21 protein-coding genes are annotated in these 18,310 nt (G+C 67.6%); 8 read left to right on the top strand and 13 right to left on the bottom strand.

The features are described 5' to 3' along the window. Positions 1 to 169 precede the first annotated feature (169 nt). Positions 170 to 1,090, top strand: coding sequence for a bestrophin family protein (locus Y958_RS08665; protein WP_088871682.1), 921 nt, complete (start codon positions 170 to 172; stop codon positions 1,088 to 1,090). Between the two features lie 49 nt (positions 1,091 to 1,139). On the opposite strand, the gene Y958_RS08660 is transcribed toward Y958_RS08665, so the two are convergent. The 12 genes from Y958_RS08660 to Y958_RS08605 all read right to left on the bottom strand — a co-directional run bounded on the left by Y958_RS08660 (position 1,140) and on the right by Y958_RS08605 (position 11,236). After that, on the bottom strand, positions 1,140 to 1,505 hold the full coding sequence (locus Y958_RS08660) for a hypothetical protein (RefSeq protein WP_145727703.1): 366 nt from the start codon (positions 1,503 to 1,505) through the stop codon (positions 1,140 to 1,142). Positions 1,506 to 1,585: 80 nt separating this feature from the next. Further along, positions 1,586 to 1,930 carry a hypothetical protein gene (locus Y958_RS08655; protein WP_088871680.1) on the bottom strand — a complete coding sequence of 115 codons (345 nt, stop codon included), beginning with the start codon at positions 1,928 to 1,930 and terminating at the stop codon, positions 1,586 to 1,588. 140 nt (positions 1,931 to 2,070) lie between these two features. After that, on the bottom strand, positions 2,071 to 2,400 hold the full coding sequence (locus Y958_RS08650; RefSeq protein ID WP_088871679.1) for an ArsR/SmtB family transcription factor: 330 nt from the start codon (positions 2,398 to 2,400) through the stop codon (positions 2,071 to 2,073). Beyond that, complete coding sequence (locus Y958_RS08645) at positions 2,393 to 2,851, bottom strand: SRPBCC family protein (RefSeq protein ID WP_088871678.1); 459 nt, start codon at positions 2,849 to 2,851, stop codon at positions 2,393 to 2,395. The genes Y958_RS08650 and Y958_RS08645 overlap by 8 nt, the downstream gene beginning before the upstream one ends. 136 nt (positions 2,852 to 2,987) lie before the next feature. Continuing rightward, the gene (locus Y958_RS08640) at positions 2,988 to 3,800 is read right to left on the bottom strand and encodes an anti-sigma factor family protein (RefSeq protein ID WP_088871677.1); all 813 of its coding nucleotides are present in this window, start codon (positions 3,798 to 3,800) and stop codon (positions 2,988 to 2,990) included. Further along, positions 3,797 to 4,363, bottom strand: a complete 567-nt coding sequence (locus Y958_RS08635; protein WP_088871676.1) for a sigma-70 family RNA polymerase sigma factor — start codon at positions 4,361 to 4,363, stop codon at positions 3,797 to 3,799. The genes Y958_RS08640 and Y958_RS08635 overlap by 4 nt, the downstream gene beginning before the upstream one ends. 30 nt (positions 4,364 to 4,393) lie before the next feature. Continuing rightward, complete coding sequence (locus tag Y958_RS08630) at positions 4,394 to 4,933, bottom strand: cytochrome b (RefSeq protein ID WP_088871675.1); 540 nt, start codon at positions 4,931 to 4,933, stop codon at positions 4,394 to 4,396. Next, on the bottom strand, positions 4,930 to 6,072 hold the full coding sequence (locus tag Y958_RS08625) for a catalase family peroxidase (protein ID WP_244909238.1): 1,143 nt from the start codon (positions 6,070 to 6,072) through the stop codon (positions 4,930 to 4,932). The genes Y958_RS08630 and Y958_RS08625 overlap by 4 nt, the downstream gene beginning before the upstream one ends. A gap of 111 nt (positions 6,073 to 6,183) precedes the next feature. Further along, positions 6,184 to 8,214, bottom strand: a complete 2,031-nt coding sequence (locus Y958_RS08620; protein WP_186291130.1) for a methyl-accepting chemotaxis protein — start codon at positions 8,212 to 8,214, stop codon at positions 6,184 to 6,186. Positions 8,215 to 8,411: 197 nt separating this feature from the next. Continuing rightward, on the bottom strand, positions 8,412 to 9,611 hold the full coding sequence (locus tag Y958_RS08615; RefSeq protein WP_088871672.1) for an MFS transporter: 1,200 nt from the start codon (positions 9,609 to 9,611) through the stop codon (positions 8,412 to 8,414). A 136-nt stretch (positions 9,612 to 9,747) separates the two neighbouring features. Then, positions 9,748 to 10,482 (bottom strand): hypothetical protein, encoded by a 735-nt coding sequence (locus tag Y958_RS08610; protein ID WP_088871671.1) that lies wholly within the window; start codon positions 10,480 to 10,482, stop codon positions 9,748 to 9,750. 115 nt (positions 10,483 to 10,597) lie between these two features. After that, a complete protein-coding gene (locus Y958_RS08605; RefSeq protein ID WP_425600660.1) occupies positions 10,598 to 11,236 on the bottom strand; it encodes an ATP-dependent Clp protease proteolytic subunit in 639 nt (212 codons plus the stop codon). A 210-nt stretch (positions 11,237 to 11,446) separates the two neighbouring features. Between Y958_RS08605 and Y958_RS08600 the strand changes: the two genes are divergently transcribed. After that, positions 11,447 to 12,217 carry an ABC transporter ATP-binding protein gene (locus tag Y958_RS08600; protein WP_088871670.1) on the top strand — a complete coding sequence of 257 codons (771 nt, stop codon included), beginning with the start codon at positions 11,447 to 11,449 and terminating at the stop codon, positions 12,215 to 12,217. Further along, positions 12,214 to 12,993 (top strand): ABC transporter permease, encoded by a 780-nt coding sequence (locus tag Y958_RS08595; RefSeq protein ID WP_088871669.1) that lies wholly within the window; start codon positions 12,214 to 12,216, stop codon positions 12,991 to 12,993. Before Y958_RS08600 ends, Y958_RS08595 begins: the two co-directional genes overlap by 4 nt. 59 nt (positions 12,994 to 13,052) lie before the next feature. Here Y958_RS08595 and Y958_RS08590 read toward each other — a convergent pair whose 3' ends face one another. Continuing rightward, positions 13,053 to 13,568, bottom strand: a complete 516-nt coding sequence (locus tag Y958_RS08590) for an adenine phosphoribosyltransferase (RefSeq protein ID WP_040846319.1) — start codon at positions 13,566 to 13,568, stop codon at positions 13,053 to 13,055. Positions 13,569 to 13,832: 264 nt separating this feature from the next. On the opposite strand from Y958_RS08590, the gene Y958_RS08585 reads away from it, so the two are divergent. Genes Y958_RS08585 through Y958_RS08565 form a run of 5 tightly spaced genes read left to right on the top strand, consistent with a single transcriptional unit; the run spans position 13,833 to position 18,222 of the window. After that, positions 13,833 to 14,972, top strand: coding sequence for an MlaE family lipid ABC transporter permease subunit (locus Y958_RS08585; RefSeq protein ID WP_088871668.1), 1,140 nt, complete (start codon positions 13,833 to 13,835; stop codon positions 14,970 to 14,972). A gap of 32 nt (positions 14,973 to 15,004) precedes the next feature. After that, positions 15,005 to 15,778 carry an ABC transporter ATP-binding protein gene (locus tag Y958_RS08580; RefSeq protein WP_040846328.1) on the top strand — a complete coding sequence of 258 codons (774 nt, stop codon included), beginning with the start codon at positions 15,005 to 15,007 and terminating at the stop codon, positions 15,776 to 15,778. A gap of 21 nt (positions 15,779 to 15,799) precedes the next feature. Further along, entirely contained in the window at positions 15,800 to 16,768 is a 969-nt protein-coding gene (locus tag Y958_RS08575; protein WP_040846323.1) for an MlaD family protein, read from the top strand. Continuing rightward, on the top strand, positions 16,765 to 17,427 hold the full coding sequence (locus tag Y958_RS08570) for an ABC-type transport auxiliary lipoprotein family protein (protein WP_088871667.1): 663 nt from the start codon (positions 16,765 to 16,767) through the stop codon (positions 17,425 to 17,427). Before Y958_RS08575 ends, Y958_RS08570 begins: the two co-directional genes overlap by 4 nt. A 15-nt stretch (positions 17,428 to 17,442) precedes the next feature. Beyond that, positions 17,443 to 18,222 carry a DUF6969 family protein gene (locus tag Y958_RS08565; protein ID WP_088871666.1) on the top strand — a complete coding sequence of 260 codons (780 nt, stop codon included), beginning with the start codon at positions 17,443 to 17,445 and terminating at the stop codon, positions 18,220 to 18,222. Positions 18,223 to 18,310 lie beyond the last annotated feature (88 nt).

Below are 18,310 nucleotides of genomic sequence, written 5' to 3'. Positions count from 1 at the left end.
AATCCGGCTTTCTTTTTATATTCCCGCTGGACTGCCGCCATTAAGGCACCTGACTCAAGGATACGGATGGCAGCTGCCTGATTTTGCGTTTGGATTCGGCGCGGCGGCGGGCGCATCGTCCTAGGTGCCGCTGGCTGTCGCCGGCGTCAGTCAATGGAAAGCATCCACCATGATCGTCCGGGACCGGCCCGGCCTGCTGCGGCTGTTCTTCATCCTGCGCGGCTCCATCGTCCTGCGCATCCTGCCCCAAGTGCTGGTCATCCTCGTGCTGTCGGCGGGTGTGGTATGGCTGCGCACCACCCATCCGGGCTGGGCGCCCGCCTTCAATGGCGCGCCCTTCGCCTTGCTGGGCATCGCCCTGTCGGTATTCCTGGGCTTCCGCAACAACGCCTGCTACGACCGCTGGTGGGAGGCGCGCAAGGATTGGGGGCAACTGCTCTATACCGTGCGCGACCTGGGCCGGCAGACACTGATGCTGGACCGGGACGGCGAACCGAGAGCCGCGCGGCGCCAGCTGCTACGCCTGGCCATGGCCTTCGGCCATGCCTTGGTCTGCCACCTGCGGCCCGGCGGCGACGCCACCAAGCCCCGTCGCTTCCTGTCGGCCGGACAGTTGGCGGGCTTCGAATCCTCCCGCAACCGGCCGGATTTCCTGCTGCGCCAGATGGGCCAGGTGCTGGCGGAGCTGCTGGCCGGCGGCCATGTCAGCGACATCCAGTACACGATGCTGGAGGGTACGCTGGGTCGCATGTCGGCTGTCCTGGCGGCGTGCGAGCGCATTCGCAACACGCCGGTTCCTTTTGGCTACACCCTGTTGCTGCATCGCACGGCCTATCTGTTCTGCTTCCTGCTGCCCTTCGGCTTCGCCGACGTCCTGCACTGGGGCACGCCCTTCATCACCGGGCTGGTGGCCTACACCTTCTTCGGCCTGGACGCCCTGGGGGACGAATTGGAGGAGCCGTTCGGCACCCGGCTCAACGCCCTGCCTATCGAGGCGCTGGCCGACACCATGGAGATCAATTTGCGCGAGGCGCTAGGGGAGACGGAATTGCCATCCCTGCCGCAGCCCAAGGGCCACGTGCTGATGTGACCGCCGGCGACCCGCGCCCTGAGATGGGGCGCGGGGGCCGAAAGGGCGGTCAGTTCGGGGCCAGCAGCACTTGGTTCAACGCGCCGTCCAGGTTGGCGACGCAGCGCTCGAACCCGTTGGTGCCGGGCATCAGCCCCACCTCAGCGCAGGCGTTGCCGGTGGGCGTCGGGCGCTGGTTCTGGGGTTGGGCGGTGGCTACGGCCTGGTTCAGGGCGGCGACGCAGGCGGCATAATCGGTGTTGTTGACGGTCAGTCCCAAGGTCGACTGGCAGGCATGCTGGACAGCGGCGGTGCCGAGGGCCGTGACGGTGACCGTCAGCGGGGCGGCGGCGAAGGCCGGGGCGGTGACAGTGGCACCCAGCAGGGCGGCGACGACGCCGGTTTTAATAAACATCGGCAAAGTCCGGGTGTTCATGGCCTTTACTCCATGTTGAGAAGGTCGGTTTTTTAAGAGCGGATTTTTAAAGGTTGCCGGCTTCGACAGCGGGCGGAGGCTCAGTTCGCGGACAGCTGGGCCTGGGTCAGGGCGCCGTCCAGGTTGGCGACGCAGCGGCCATAGTCGGCACTGCCGGGGGCCAGGCCCACGTCGGCGCAGGCGGTGTCGGCGGGCGTCTGCGGCTGGGTGCTGGTGGCGCGCGCCTGGGTCAGCGTGGCGACGCAGGCGGCGTAGCCGCTGTCGTTGACGGTCAGGCCCAGGGTCTGCTCACAGGTGTGCTGGATGGTGGTGGCCTCGGGGGTGGCGGCCGGGGCGGCGAAGGCCGGGGCGGCCAGGGTGGCGGGGCCCATCAGGGCGGCGGCGACGGTGATCCTGATCGACGCAGACAGAGTCCGGGTGTTCATGGCCTAAGCTCCTTTAATTTGACATCGCGTTGAGGGAGTTTGGTTTTTCCCGCATTGGGGATGCCAATAAGACGTCGACCAGATCGCTTTATTCCCGGGCACGAAAATTTTTTTGAATTTTTTTTGAGGGGCGGAAAAACTCAGCCTTTCACGAAGGCGCGCAGGCGGGACAGCGCGTCGTCCCACTGTGCCGATACGGCGTCGAGATAGCCGCGCGCCGCCGCCACCGGCTCCGGCTGGAAGGCGAAGCGGCTTTCCCGGCCCACCCGCACGCAGGCCACCAGGCCGGCATCCTGCAGCACGTGCAGATGCTTGGTCACCGCCTGGCGGGTCAGGGTGGTGTCTGCCGACAGGGCGGCGATGGATCGCGCGTGCCCATCGCTGAGGCGGGACAGCAAGGACAGGCGGGTGGGATCGCCCAAGGCGGCGAAGACAGTGGCAGGGTTGGCCGCCGCGACGGCCTCAGTCATTCAGCGGCCCCTCGATATGGGCTCGGATGTTGTGCGCCTGGGCCGTCCACCCGCCCTCGTTCATGCGCAACGCCTCCACCCGGCGATGGTCGGGCAGGGTGTCGAAGCCGCTTTCAGTAATGGTCAGCAGGGTGCCGCCGTCCCGTTCCTCCAGCTTGAATTCCACCAGGGTCGGTGTTTCGCCGGAATAATCTTTCTCCGGATCCACGGCGTAGGGATGCCAGGTGAAGGAGAACAGATGCGGTTCCTCCATCCGCACCACGGTGGCCCGCCACTTCACATGCTCATAGCCCGGGTGGGTGATGCGGCCGGTCGCGTCCTGCCCCGGGACGAAGGGCCCGTCCAGCTTGACCCTGAACCAGGTGCCGAATTCCTCATGGTCGGTCAGGGCCCGCCACACCCGGGCTATGGGGGCCTTCAACTCGATATACTTGCGAATATGATCGGACATTTTGCGCAACCTCCTGGTTGCTGTTTATAGCCCGCCCAAACAAAAACGGCAACCGCGTGGTTGCCGTTTTGATCCAGTAACCGATCTGTACAAGCGCGGGGGCGACGTTTGGTTCGCCGTCATGGCCCGCGAAAGCTCAAATCTTGGTACGCAGCTGCCGCCGCGCCTCATCCGCCAGGGGGTGCAGCGCCTGGGCCGAGGCGTCGGCCACCAGGCTGTAGCCCATGCCGCGGTTGCACCAGGTGACGCCGCCGACATCGTCCTTCTGATGCTCGGTCATGGGGGCGTCGCCGTCGTGCTTCATCGGCCGCACCAGCATGGCGATGCGGTTGCCGCTGCTGTCGTCGTAGAAGAACATGGCGCCCGGGCCGTGGGCCGTGGCGACCAGGCGCCCGCCCATGAACCGGTAGCCGGAGGCCGACAGGTCGGGCACCGCCACCTTGCGGTCCAGCCGCTGCGACACCCAACGCAGCAGCTGCTCCTGCTCGCCGGCGTGCATCTCCACTGGCCGCACGGCGTCGGCGGCGTAGACGCGGTAATTGTCCATGGCCTCCTGCGTCAGCATGCTCTCCGGGTTCATCGACGCCTTGCCGGCGGTGATGCCGTGCATGGACCAGCCGCCGGCCCCGCCGATCAGCACCAGGGCCACGGCGGCGGCGATGTTGCGCCAGGGGCCGGCCCCCGGACCGGAGAGCCACGAGCGCGCCTGCCGGTGTTGCCGCGCCTCGACCAGGCGGGCCAGGTTCAGGTGATCGGGCACCGGCTCTTCCGCGATGGGGGCCAGGGCGGCGCGCAGGGCCTCACGCTGGGCGGTGTAGGCGGCCACGCGCCGGGCGGCATCGGGGTGAGTGGACAGATACTCCTCAACCTCCTCCCGGCGCCGCTCGTCCAGGGCATGGTCGACGTAGGCCTGGAAGTCTTCTTCGGTGATGGGGCGGCCGGCGTTCATTTCACTCTCCTGAAAATTCCAGCGCCAAAAGCGGGGCGGTGGATGGTGGCGCCGCCCTTCGCGGCCTCCTGCGCGGGGGCGCCCTCCATCTTCTGCAACAGCTTCTCCCGCGCCCGGGCCAGGCGGGACATGACGGTGCCGATGGGGATGTCCAGCACCCGTGCCGCCTCGGCATAGGTCAGATCTTCCACCGACACCAGCAACAGCACGCTGCGCTGATCCTCCGGCAGGGTTTGCAGGGCCTGCATCACGTCGGCGTGGTGCAGCGCGTCCTCCTGCGTCGCCGGCCGGGCGATCATGGCCTCGTCCACCCCGTCGTCCAGGGTGAGGTGGCTGCCGCGCCGCCGGTTCTGGCGCATGTGGCTGACGGCCAGGTTGTGCAGGATGGTGAACAGCCAGGTTCGGGCGTCACCGTCCTGCCGCCGCTGGTGCCAGCGGGTGATGGCCCGCTCCAGACAATCCTGCACCAGATCGTCCGCCGTGGCGTGATCTTTCACCAGCGCCCGGGCGTAGCGCCGCAGCGGTGGAATCAGCGGCTCGATCAGCAGCATCATGTCGTTCATGGCACGCATCCCTCGGTCGGGGGTCCACCGTCAGCGACGGGTGCGCCAGGCCGCCATGCTCTGGAACACGCCATCCTTGAAAATGAGGCCATGCATCAGGGCGGCGGACAAGTGGGCGATCACCGTGAGGAACAAAGCGTACGCCAGATAGGTGTGCAGGTGGCGCAAGGACGCGTACAGCCCCCTGTCCGGCGACAGCAGCGGCGGCAGGTGCACAGCACCCCAGACGATGATGGGGTAGCCGCCGGCCGACAGCATGGACCAGCCCACCAGCGGCAGGGCGATCATCAGGGCGTACAGCACCAGGTGCGACAGGTGGGCGACGGCCTTCTGTGGTGCCGGCATGTCCGCCGGCAGGGGCGGCGTACCCTTGGTGGCCCGCACCGCCAGGCGGATCAGCACCAGCAGCAGCAGGGTGGCGCCCACCGACTTATGCAGCGGCACCAGCCAGTTGTGGCTGGCCCCGACGGTGGAGACCATGCCCACGCCGATGAACAGCATGGCGATGATCAGGACGGCCATCAGCCAGTGCAGCAGCCGGGCGGCGCCGCTGAACGTAGTCGACTTCATTGCGCGGACTCCTTGGCGGCGGGCTGGCTGGCAGCGGGTTGATTGGCAGCGGGGGCGGGGAAGGCTTGGTCGGTGGCCAGCGCGCTGGCGGCCGCGGGTTCACCCGTGCGGCGGGTGTAGCCCACGGCGTAGACGGAGGAACGCGCGGCCAGCAGCGGATCGTCGGAGGGCGACACGCCGGCGGGCAGGATGGTGGGGTCGAAGTTCACGTCGCGGCAGGGGCCGTCATCCTCGGTCACCGCGCGGTCGATGGTCAGGGTGCCGACCTCCACCCGCTGCCGGTCGTCCGGCCAGGGCTTGGTGGCGTCGTCGGTGGGATCGCCGTCGTTGGGCAGGATGACGGACAGGTGCCAGACCAGCGGGCCCTGGGCGAGGCGCCCGGCGACCTCATCGAACAGGAAGTCGCGCGGCCGGTCGGCCAGCGTCGCCTTGTCCAGCTCTTCGAACGGCGCCTCGGGCGTGAAAATCCAGCGCACCACCCGGGTTTGGCCCTGGTCGTTGGTGAAGCGGAAGGCGTCGACGCTGTTGTAGTTGGCGTTGGCGAAGCTGCTGGGCAGGGGGGCCTTGGCCATGTAGTCGGCGAAGGCCTTGGTTTCCGGATGCTGCGCCATATAGGCCTGCACCTTGGCTGGGTCGGGCTTACCCGTTGCGGGGTCGGGCGTGGTCGCCAACTGGAAGTCGAGGAATGCCTGCGGCGTGGCCACCGGGAACACGGGCACATGGTTCAGCGCCATGCGCCATTGTTCGCCCTGCGGCAGGTCGAACTTCAGCGCCAGGCTGTGGAAGGTGACGCGGCCATCACCGGCGTTGGGCACGCCGCCGGCCAGCGAGAAGCGGCCGATGACCGGGGTGGTGGCCCGGCGGAACAGGCTGGCCTTGCTGAGGGCCAGGCCCTGGCCGTTGCCGTCGAAATGGCCCACAACGCACAGGCCTTTGGCATGGGCGCGGCGGAAGCCTTCATGTTTGCCGTCATGGCCCTCCAGCGCGTTCACGATCTTGGCGGGCTGCAGCCGCCCGGGCGACAGCCAGCCGCCGGCATAGGCGAAGGCGGCGCTGGCCCCGCCCGCGACGGCGGCGATGGCCAGCAGCGATACCAGGCTGCGGCGGCTGAGGATGTCCTGCACTCGATACCCGGGCATGGGCGGGGTCCCCTTTCGGTTTCAAGGCCCCAAAGGGGGCCGCTACCGAGATGGACGCCGCCCGCGCCGGATTATTCCAGCCGGCCGCAATTTTTTTGAAGCCGCGCGGGTTTATGCGGCCTTGACCGTTTCCAGGAAGCGATTGACGACGGTACGCAGCGTATCGGCCTCCCTTCCCAGCACGTCGGAGGAGGAAATCACGCTACCGGTGGCGGCCCCCGTTCCGTCCGCCGCCTGGCGCACGCCGGCGATGTTGGCGGATACGGTGCGGGTGCCCACGGACGCCTCCTGCACGTTGCGTGCGATTTCCCGCGTCGCCGCGCCCTGCTGCTCCACGGCGGAGGCGACGCCGGTGGTGATTTCACTCATGCTGGCGACCGTGCCGGCGATGCCGTCGATGGCGGTCACGGCGTGCGCCGTTTCCCTTTGGATCGCCTCGACCTGCGCCTGTATCTCCCCTGTCGCCTGGGCCGTCTGGCCAGCCAGCGCCTTGACCTCGCTGGCGACCACGGCGAAGCCCTTGCCGGCGTCGCCCGCGCGGGCGGCCTCGATGGTGGCGTTGAGCGCCAGCAGGTTGGTCTGGTGGGCGATCGCCTGGATCAGATCCACCACTTGCCCAATCCGCTGGGCGGCGGAGGCCAGTTCGGCCATGGACTGGCGAGTGGCCGAGGCCTCCCGCACCGCAGTCGTTGAGGTGGTGGTGGCCTGGTTCATCTGCCGGGATATTTCGGTGATGGATAGACTCAATTCTTCCGCCGCCGCGGCCACCGTCTGCACATTGGCGGAGGTTTCCTCCGCCGCCCCAGCCACACTGTTGGACAAGGCCAAGGTGTCGTCCGCGGACGTGGTCAGGCTGCCGGCCGCGTCACGCAATGAGTGCTCGGCGCTGGAAAAAGCGTGGACCACCCGGTCGACCGAGAGGGCGAAATCCCGCGTGGCCGCCTCCAGGCGCTGGCGGCGCGCCTCCTTGGCCATTTCCTCGGCACGTTGCTGGGCGGCCAGCACATCGGCCGCCATGGCGTTGGCGCGCAGCACGGCGATGGCTGCGGCCATTTCGCCGACCTCGTCGCCACGCTCGCGGAAGGGGACCTCGGCGGCGTAATTCCGGACCGCGAACTGGGTGATGACTTGCCGCAGGGAATCCAGGGGGCGCAACAACTGGCGGATCACCACCCACAGGGTCATGGCGACGACCAGCGCGCAGACGGCGGCCAGGAAAAGGCTGAATAGTAGGTTCAGCCAAGCGGCCCGGCTGAATGCCCGGATATGCCCGCGCACCAAGTCCTCCACCGCGTGCCGGGCGGCGACCGCCCGGGTGATGGCGTCACTGGCCGTCTTGAACCAGGTCTGGGCATCGACGGGATAGGGTATCCCTTGGCTGGACGCGGCCACGATGCGGTCGCGCATCGTGGCAAGCTCCGTCAGCGCGCCCTGGGTGGCTGCGAGTGCGGTCACGAAGGCCGGACCGTGGCGGGCGGCCCGGGCGACGGCCGCCGCGGCACTTTGGGCGGCGGCGCCTTCCGCCTGGCCCAATGCCTCGGTCTGGGCTGGGGAGAGCGGGTTGCCCGCCGCCAGCGCGCTGGACAAGAGGCCCCGCTCCCGTCCCACCTGCTCGCTGAGTTGCGCCAGATCGCCGGTCAGCGCCAAGCTGTCAAGCAGGCGGGTGTCGGTCGATACGGGCAGGGCGTCGCCGATGCGATCCTTGAACGCCAGCATGGCTTCGATGGCCTGCGTCGCTGACGCGAACCAGTCGGCCCGCACCTGGCCTCCACCGCCTTCTCCCGCCCGCCCCACCGTCTTCCAGGCCGCCAGCCGGGCGGCTTCCAGTGCTCGCAGGGTCGTCCGTGCGGCAGCCACGTCCAGGCCGGCGGCCTCCGCATCGGACAGCGCCTGATCGCCTTTCCTGACAGCGTCGTCCCGGGCGGCTTGGGCCGCATCGCGGGCCGCCGGTTCCAGCACCGTGGCCGACAGCAGCACGTTGGTCAGGCCGCGTTCCTTGGCCATCAGGGTGGCGGCCTCCAAAACGGTGGACGTGGCGGTTTCGACCAGGGTGACCCGTTTTGCGGCCGCCAGATTGGTGACGGCTTGCGCGGCCAGTTGAATGGCAAGTAAACATGTTAATGTCGCAAGAATACCGACCATGCTGAGCAATTTTATGCGAATTTTCATGGTATATGCCCTGCAGCTGAAAATTTTTTTTGGGCGCAATGGCGCTCAGATGCAGGTCAAAGAAGGTCGCTATTCCGGTAAATAAGGCGTTAAAGCCAAAGCGTGGCCGAATGGAAATTTCGGGTTATTGTTCGCTATTGATATGGCGCATTGATTCGCCGGGCGTCGTTTTAATGTGCGTAGCCAGGGCAGGCTTCGTCCCCCGCCAGATCGTCGGCGTGCGGGGTGCCCTTGTCGGTTGCGGCGGCGATGGCGGTCAGACTGAGGGCGCATACGGCCAGGCCGGCGCCCAGCCACGGCAGATGGCCGTAGGCCACGCCATGGTCGATGGCGATGCCGCCGAACCAGGCACCGAGCGCGTTGCCCATGTTGAACGCGCCCTGGTTCAGGGTGGACGCCAGGTTGGGCGCGCCGCGCGCCTGGTCCACCACCCGCATCTGCAAGGGGGAGCCGACGGAGAAGGCGGCGATGCCCCACAGCACCAGCGTGGGCACGACGCCCAGGGGCGTGGCGCTGGTCCACACCAGGGCCACCAGGATCAGGGTGATGATGCCGAAGGTGGTCATGACCACGGGCATCATCTTCCAGTCGGCCAGGCGCCCACCCACCAGGTTGCCCACCGTCAGCCCCACGCCGAACAACAGCAGGACGTAGGTTACCTGGTCGGGGGTGAAGCCGGTGACACGCTCCAGCAGCGGGGTGATGTAGGTCAGCACGCTGAACAGGCTGGCGGAGGAGATGACGCTGATCATCATGGCCATGGCGACCTGGGGGCGGCCCAGCACGCGGAACTCGCCCAGCAGGCTGCCGCCGCTGCTGCCGGGCAGGCCGCGCGGCAGCCACAGGGCCAGGGCGGCGGCGGCGATGACGCCGATGGCGACCACGGCCCAGAAGGTGGCACGCCAGCCCAGCTCATGCCCCAGCGCCGTACCCAGGGGCACACCCAGCACGTTGGCCAGCGTCAGGCCGGAAAACATGAGGGAGATGGCCTGGCCGCGCTTGTGCCGCGGCACCAGGCCGGCCGCCACCACGGCGCCAATGCCGAAGAAGGTGCCGTGCGACAGGGCGGTGATGATGCGCGCCGTCATCAGCAGTCCGTACGTGGGCGCCACCGCACAGCAGAAGTTGCCGAAGATGAAGATGCCCATCAGGCCGATCAGCGCGCTCTTGCGCGGCAGCCGCGCGGTCGATACCGCCAGGATGGGGGCGCCCACCACCACGCTCAAGGCATAGGCGGTGACCAGCATGCCGGCCTGCGGGATGGTGACGCGGAGGTCCTGCGCCAGGTCCGGCAGCATGCCCATGATCACGAACTCGGTCGTACCGATGCCGAAGGAGGCGATGGCGAGGGCGAGCAGGGGCAAGGGCACTGGAACCACTCCGGAATCGGCGATGCTATCGTGGGTGCCCTTAGCATCGCCGAAAATAGGTAAGCGCTGTCATGCTGCGTTGCAGCAGGAGGCATGACGCCACGGGATGACGGTCCGGGCCCCTTGGGAAGGCCGCTTATTCCGGCGCGCGCAGCCAGCGCTCGGCCGCCGTCGCCGCCCGTTCCGCATAGTCGGGCTGGTCCGGGCCCAGCAGGGGCAGGCCCCATTCCGCCACCACGCGGGCGATGCCGGCCGCGTCCACGGGCAGGCCCAGTTCCTTCAGGCGCCAGGCCATGTTCATCTCCTGGCCCCAGAAATAGATTCGGGTGGCGCCGGTGTTGGCGGCCATGGTCCGCACCTGAGCCTCACGGTGCAGGCCATGCAGCGGCAGCCAGATGTCGGCCAGCAGCGTGTCGAAGGGCTGGCCGTCCACCGGTGTCCAGGTGTAGGCGTCGCCCTGGTGGATGGTGATCTTGGCGGCGGCCTCGGGCGGCAACTGCCGGAAGATGCCGGACTGTTCCACCGCCGCCAGCACTTCAGGATCGAACTCCACCACCGTGACGGCGGTGACGGCGGGGTTCAGGGCGGCGTTGGCGACGGCCCAGCCCATGCCCATGCCCATCACCACCGTACGCCCACTGGCCAGCTGGCAGCCGATCTCCTGGCTTTCCGTCTCCATGGGCGTCATCGACATCCAGGCGCGGGTGTTGCCGCTGTCGTGGCGGATCAGCGCCGCCATGTTTTCCACCATGCGCGGCCCGGACCAATAACCGGGGCAGATGACCAGGGCCGCCAGCCGCATCTCCCACCGTTCCCCCATGAAGGGCTGGTAGGTGGGGTAGAACAGGGGGAAGGTGGCGGTGTCGGACATGCGGAACTCCGGACCTGAAGGGGTGATCGGGGCCAAGAAAAAAGCCGCCGGCGCCGGGGGGCGCGGGCGGCTTTGATCAACGTCTCAAGGCATCGGGCCTCTGAAGCTCAAGGGTCTACTTCAGATCGTCGGCCTTGCTGATGATGTGGGTGACGATGCCATAGTCCTTGGCCTCTTCCGCCGACATCCAGAAGTTACGGTCCGTGTCCTGCTCGATCTTCTCAAGCGGCTGGCCGGTCTCGCGGGCGATGATGCTGTTCAGACGCTTGCGCATCTTCACGATCTCGCGCGCCTCGATGGCGATGTCGGTGGCCTGGCCGCCGGTGCCGCCCATCGGCTGATGGATCAGGAAGCGGGTGTTGGGCAGGCAGTAGCGGTTTTCCTTGGCCGCACCCAGGAAGATGTGCGCGCCGGCGCTGGCCACCCAGCCGGTGCCCAGGACCAGGACGCGCGGGCGGATAAACTGCAGCACGTCGTGGATGCTGTCGCCGCTTTCGACATGGCCGCCTTGGGAGTTGATCACCAGGCGGATGGGGTCGTCGCTCTCGGCCGCCATGGCGAGCAGCTGGGCGACCGTGCTCTCGGCGATCTTCTGGTTGATCTCACCGAAAAGCAGGATGGTGCGGCTCTTGAACAGGCTCTGGGCCACGGGGGAGAAGGGCGCGCCTTTGGACTTCTCCTCCTTGCCGCCTTCCGGAGCGGACTCGGGGGCGTCGTCGGGTTCTTCGTCGTCGAAGCGGATCGGCAGGGTCACCAGGATCTCCTTGGGAACGAACAAGGCGGGGGCCAAACCGGCGGCCCATCCGCGCACCCTTATCAGGTAGCGGGATTCGCCGCCCCATTCAACCCGCCCGTGACAGAAGGCTTTTACCATGATCGGCTACCCCGGCCGGTCTAGCAAGGGTGGCGCGCCGCTCTCGGCATGGGTAAAGGTTAAAGCCGCATCGGCTGGAGACGGGATCACATGATGGGGCAGGGGCCGGCACCCTTCCTGGAATTGCAGGGCGTGACCAAGCGCTTTCCCAACGGGACGCTGGCGCTGACCGACATCTCGCTGGCGGTGGGTGACGGGGAATTCCTGGCCATCGTCGGGGCCAGCGGCTGCGGCAAGAGCACCATCCTGCGCCATGTGGCCGGCCTGGTGGCGCCCACGGCCGGGCGCATCACCTGGTCCCAGCCGCTGGCTGCGGGCGGTGTCGGGATGGTGTTCCAGGAACCGACACTCATGCCCTGGGCCCGTATCCGGGACAATGTCCGCCTGCCGCTGGACCTGGCCAAGGTGCCGCGCGCCGAGGCCGACGCCCGCGTCACCGCCCTGCTGGCCCAGGTGGGGCTGGCCGACTACGCCCAGGCCTATCCCCGCGAACTGTCGGGCGGCATGAAGATGCGCGCGTCCATCGCCCGCGCCCTGGTGACACGCCCGCGCCTGCTGCTGATGGATGAGCCGTTCGCGGCGTTGGATGAGATCACGCGACAGAAGCTGAACGACGACCTGCTGGCCCTGTGGCGGGAGCAGCGCTTCACCGCCATGTTTGTGACCCACAGCGTCTATGAGGGCGTGTACCTGGCCAATCGCGCCATCGTCATGGCCCCCCGGCCGGGACGCATCCATGCCGACATCCCGCTGGATCTGCCCTATCCCCGGGACGAGGCCCTGCGCACCGACGCCCGATACGCCGCCGCGTGCCGCACGGTTTCCTTGGCTCTGGCCGACGCCATGCGGGGGGCGGCATGAGCGCGCTGCGCCGCTTGGCGCCGGTCATCCTGGGTATGATCGTCCTGGCGGCTTGGGAGGGGTTGGTGCGCCTGCTGGCCGTGCCTGCCTTCGTCCTGCCGCCCCCAAGCGCCGTGGTGGCGGCCCTGCTGGCCGATCCCAACACGTTGGGCCTGTCGCTGTGGTTCACGCTGACCGTCACCTTGCAGGCCTTCGCCCTGGCGGTGACGGGCGGGGTGGCGCTGGCCATTCTGTTCACCCGGTCGCCGCTGCTGGCCTCCGCCCTCTATCCCTACGCCGTCATTCTGCAGGTGACGCCGGTAATGGCCATAGCGCCCCTGCTGCTGGTCTGGGTGGGGTATGAGCGGGTGGATCTGGCGCAGCTGATCCTGGCCTGGATCGTCGCCTTCTTCCCCATCCTGGGCAACACCACCCTGGGCTTGCGCTCGGCCGACGCGGGCCTGCGCGACCTGTTCCGCCTCTATGGCGCCAGCAAGTGGCAGGTGCTGTGGCGGCTGGAACTGCCCTCGGCCTTGCCCTACCTGCTGGCGGGCATGAAGATCTCGGGCGGCCTGGCGCTCATCGGCGCGGTGGTGGCGGAATTCGTGGCCGGCTCCGGCACGGGCAGCGGCCTCGCCTGGCGCATCGTGGATGCCAGCAACCGCCTGAACACCCCGCGCATGTTCGCGGCCCTGGCGCTGCTGTCCCTGCTGGGCATCGCCATTTTTGCCCTGCTGTCGCTGGTGCAGCGCCTGGCGCTTCGGCGCTGGCACGACAGCGAGGCAAGCCACCCTTAGACGCACCAAGGGCATGAGAAGGCTCATGCCCTTGTAGGCCCCGGATGGGGCCTGCTGAACTACTTGTCGTAGTTCAGAAGCGACAAAACAGGCACGTCCAGCTTCTTGCGGCCTTCCAGGAAATCCAGCTCGATCAGGAAGGCGGCGGCGCGCACGTCGGCGCCGACGTCGCGCAGCAGCTTGATGGCGGCGTTCATGGTGCCGCCGGTGGCCAGCAGATCGTCGACCACCACCACCCGCTGGCCCGGCTTCACCAGGTCGGCCTGGATTTCCACCGTGTCGCTGCCGTACTCCAGATCGTAGGAGTGGCGCACCACGTCGCCCGGCAGCTTGCCCTTCTTGCGCACCATGGCGAAGCCCAGCCCCAGCTTCAGCGCCAGGGGGGCGGCCATCAGGAAGCCGCGGGACTCGATGCCCACGATGAAATCGACGCCCGTCTCCTGGATCAGTCGGGCCATGCGGCCCATGGCGACGGCCCAGGCGTCGGAATGGGCCAGCAGCGGCGAGATGTCGTAGAACAGGATACCGGGCTTGGGATAGTCCGGGACGCCGCGGATGTGGCTCTTCAGGTCCATGGGGATAAGGCCTCGGGGGAAACGGAAACGCCCCGGTCCCGGGGCGCGAAATCATAGGGGAGGCTGGTCCGGCACGCCAGCGCCAAGCCGCGCCGCCCACGTCCGGATGATCCGGATGGGCACCGCATGGCCGCTGCTGTTGACCCGCAGCGGGCCTTTCTGTCAAGTGAAGGACGAGCAAGGCCGCCCGGCGCCCCTGTCAGGATGGGGGCGGGGGCCGGCAGGGGCCGGCCCAGTAAAGGGGCGGGCCGGCGAAGGGGCGAGATGGCGGCGGCAGGCAGCGGCGTGATCAAGACGGCATGGGACGGCGACCATTGGTTGCTGGCTGCCCTGGGCCGTTGGGATCTGGCGGGGGCGGAGCATCTGGACACGGCGCTGACCCGCCTGAAGCCGGAGCGCAAGCCGGGCCAGGTGCTGCTGGACCTGTCCGGCCTGTCGGGCATGGATACCGCCGGTGCCCTGGTGCTGGACCGCCTGATCGAGCGCCTGCGGGCAGAGGGGGAGATGGTGGCCGTGGTCGGCGCGACGCCGGCCCAATGCACCCTGCTGCGCGACGTGCGCCGCGCCGTGGTGCGCCACCCCGAGGTCACCACGCCGCATCGGCCCTTCCATGATCTGCTGGAGCGGGTGGGCAAGGGCGCCTTCAGCCTGGCCGAGGACGCGTTCCAGTTGCTGAGCTTCTTCGGGCTGGTGTTCATCACCATCGCCCGCGTGGCCCGCGATCCGCGCCGATTCCGCTGGACGGCCTTCTTCTTCCATCTGGAACAGGTGGGCCTGAACGCCCTGCCCATCATCGGCCTGCTGACCTTCCTGATCGGCGTGGTGCTGGCCTATCAAAGCGCCGACCAGCTGCGGCGATTCGGCGCCGAAATCTTCGTCGTCAACCTCTTGGGCATCGGCATCCTGCGCGAGCTGGGGGTGCTGATCACCTCCATCATCGTCGCCGGCCGCTCCGGTTCCGCCTTCACCGCGCAAATCGGCACCATGAAGGTGAACCAGGAGGTGGACGCCATGCAGGTACTGGGGCTGGACCCCATCGAGATGCTCGTGCTGCCCCGCCTGGCCGCCCTGTTCGTGGCCCTACCGCTGGTCAGCTTCTACGCCGACGTGGTGGGGCTTTTCGGCGGCGCCGTCATGTCCTACGGCACGCTGGACATCACGCTGGGCCAGTTCCTGCGGCAGTTGCAGGTGGCGGTCAGCCCGACCACCATGCTGGTGGGCCTGATCAAGGCGCCGGTCTTCGCCATGGTCATCTCGCTGGTCGGCTGTTTCGAGGGCCTGAACGTGACCGGCAGCGCCGAGAGCGTGGGCAAGCTGACCACCCGGTCGGTGGTCGAATCCATCTTCCTGGTGATCGTGCTCGACGCGCTGTTCTCCATCCTCTTCTCCTATCTCAAGATCTGAGGGCGCCGATGATCCAGGACGGCCCGACTGATATGGCGGTGGGGAATAATGCCGAGCCCGTCATCCAGGTGCATGGCTTGGTCACGCGCTTCGGCCGCCAGACGGTGCATGACGGCGTGGATCTGGAGGTGCGGCGGGGCGAGGTCATGGGCATCGTCGGCGGCTCGGGCACGGGCAAGTCGGTGCTGCTGAAGGAGATCATCGGCCTGTTGCGCCCCACCGCCGGCCGGGTGGAGGTGCTGGGCACCAACATGTGGACGGCCGACAGCGCCGCCCGTCGCAATATCCAGAGCCGCTGGGGCGTGCTGTTCCAGGACGGCGCCCTGTTCAGCTCCATGACCGTGGCGGAGAACGTCATGGTGGCGCTGAAGGAGCACACGGATCTTGAGGACTGCCTGATCCAGGAACTGGCCCGCATCAAGATTTCCATGGTGGGCCTGCCGCCGGACAGTTGTTCCAAATACCCGTCCCAGCTGTCGGGTGGCATGCGCAAGCGGGCCGGCCTGGCCCGCGCCCTGGCGCTGGACCCGGAAATTCTGTTCCTGGATGAGCCGACGGCCGGCCTGGACCCCATCGGTGCCGCCGCCTTCGATGAGCTGATTGGGACATTACAGCGCAGCTTGGGCCTGACCGTCGTCATGGTTACCCATGATTTGGACAGCCTTTATGCCATTTGCGATCGCATCGCGGTGCTGGTCGACCGTAAGATGAGGGTGGGAACCATTGACATGTTGCTGGCGGACACGCATCCCTGGATCCATGACTACTTCCATGGACCGCGCGGCCGCGCGGCCGTGAAGAGCTGAGCAGTTAGGGGCTGAATTCACATGGAAACGCGCGCCAGCTACGCGCTCGTCGGCGGGTTCATCCTGGCACTGACGGCGGCCCTGTTCATCGCCATCGTCTGGCTGGCCAAGGTCCAGTTCGACAAGGCGTCGACCCCTTACCGCATCTATTTCTCCGGCTCCGTCACCGGCCTGGTGGCGGGCAGTCCCGTACGCTATCGCGGCGTGGCCGTGGGCCGCGTCACCGACATCCGCATCGATCCCGGCAACGTGGAACGCATCGAGGTGAAGGTGGAGGTGCCCAAGGACACCCCCATCAAGTCCGACGCCGTGGCCTCGCTGGAACCGGTGGGCGTTACCGGCGGCGTCTATGTCGAGATCGCTGGCGGCAGCCAGGAGGCGCCGCTGCTGCGCGAGACGCAGAATGACGTCGATGTGCCCGTCATCCCCTCGCGCCCCAGCAACATCGCCTCATTGCTGCAGGAGGCGCCGCACCTGCTGGAAAACCTGATCAAGCTGTCGGATAGCCTGGCGGGCTTCATGACGCCAGACAACCAGAAGGCCTTCGCTTCCATGCTGGCCAACCTGGCGTCCACCGCCGGGGCCGCCAACGGCACGGTGCAGGACGCCGGCCATCTTGTGAACGAGCTGCGCGGCAGCGTACGCGAGATCAGCAAGCAGACCGAGGCGCTGCTGGTCGACACTCGCACCACTGTGAACACGGTGGGCAGCGACGCCAAGCGCATCAGCGGCAACCTGAACCAGTCGGCGGAGGACGTGAAGGTCCTGACCCGCAACCTGAACCAGACCGTGGAGCAACTGCGCGGCATGGTGGAGGAAAATCGCGGGCCCATCCGCGACTTCACCTCCAGCGGCCTTTATGACCTGACCCAGCTGATCGGTGACCTGCGCACGCTCAGCAACAACTTGTCGCGGGTGACCAACCGTATCGAGAACGATCCGTCCGGCTTCCTGTTCGGTGGCCGGCAGCGTGGGGTGGAGGTGAAATGAGGGGGGCCTACAAGGGTGCGATGAGCCGCCGCCGCCTGCTGGCGCGCGGGATGGGGGTGATGGGCGGTGGCCTGGCGCTGGGGGCGCTGCCCGCCTGTTCCCTGTTCGACAGCCCGCCGCACGTGGTGCGGCTGACGGCCGCGCGCGAGTTCTCGCCGGCCCCGCCCGTGGGCTGGCAGCTGCTGGTGGGGGTGCCCACCACCACCTCGGTGCTGAACACCACGCGGATCGCGTTGAGCCGCCTGGAGGGGGACTTCGGTTATTTCGATGCCGAGTGGCAGGACCCGATGCCGGAGATGGTGCAGGGCCTGTTGATCGAGTCCTTCGAGTATTCCGGCCGTGTCTCGGGCGTGGGGCGCGAGGGCTCCGGCCTGCGCGCCGACTATGTCCTGCTGACCGACATCCGCGATTTCCAAGCGGAATATCCCCACACGACGGTGGAAGACGTGCCCACCGTGCATATCCGCGTCCAGTGCAAGATGGTGACGCTGCCCCGTCGCACCATCCAGGAAAGCCAGGGCTTCGAAATCCGGGTGCCGGCCAAGTCCACGGGCTTCCCCGCCGTGCTGGCGGCCTATGACGAGGCCTTCCACACGCTGGCCCGGCAGGTGGCCGAATGGGCCCTGCAGCCCGGGCGGCGCGCCGGCGGCGGCGTCTAAGGGAAGGGAACGGCCATGCCCTTCCTTCAGGGCCCCGCGCGCGGCGGTTCCGTTGTCGATGGTCTGCCGTACGAGACCTTGACCCGGCTGGTGGAGGCCGCGCGCGAAGTCAGCCTGTGCACGCGGGTGCTGGCCAAGACCGGCGACACGGTGCTGAGCGAGGTTTTGCGCGACGCGGTGCCGCCGCTGGACCCCTGGCACCATCATCCGCCGGGGGACGTCTACGACAGTGAATACCACGCCCAATACTATTTCCACGCCCACCCGGAGTCGGAACTGGTTGGTGAGGAGATGGGGCACTTTCACACCTTCATGCGGCCCTTGGGCATGCCGGACGGGGTGGCGCCGGCGCCCTTGCCCGATCTCCAGCCCGACACTGACGGCAACGCCGCGCTCAGCCACCTGGTGGGGATTTCGATCGACGGCATGGGCCGGGTAACGCGGTTGTTCACCACCAACCGCTGGGTAACGGGGGAAACCTGGTACGCGGCGGCCGAGGTGGTGCGGATGCTGGAAGGCTTCCAGATCGACCACGCCCGGCCATCCTGGCCGCTGAACCGCTGGATCACCGCGATTGTTAATCTGTACCGATATGAAATTATTGAACTTTTGCAGGAAAGAGATGCGGCTGTCGATCGCTGGCAGGCGGAACACCCCGGCAGTTACGTCTATGATGACCGCGATCTTGAGGTGACATCGGAACGGCTGGTGGACGTGGAGGGCCGCATCCAGGAGTTGGAGCGCGCGCTGCGTCGGCGCAACCGCCAACAATCCCCTATGGGTAATCCCGCGTAGCAGCCCCTGGGGATAGGCGGGTAATATCACCCAAATGGCGTTGGCCAAGATGGGGAAGGCTGTATTATTAGTGGGCAATGGCCACCCG

The sequence above is a fragment of the Nitrospirillum viridazoti CBAmc genome (assembly GCF_000730165.1).
GTDB classification, from domain to species: domain Bacteria; phylum Pseudomonadota; class Alphaproteobacteria; order Azospirillales; family Azospirillaceae; genus Nitrospirillum; species Nitrospirillum viridazoti.
Note: the sequence above shows the minus strand (reverse complement) of the source record. Positions and strands in the feature narration are given on the sequence as shown.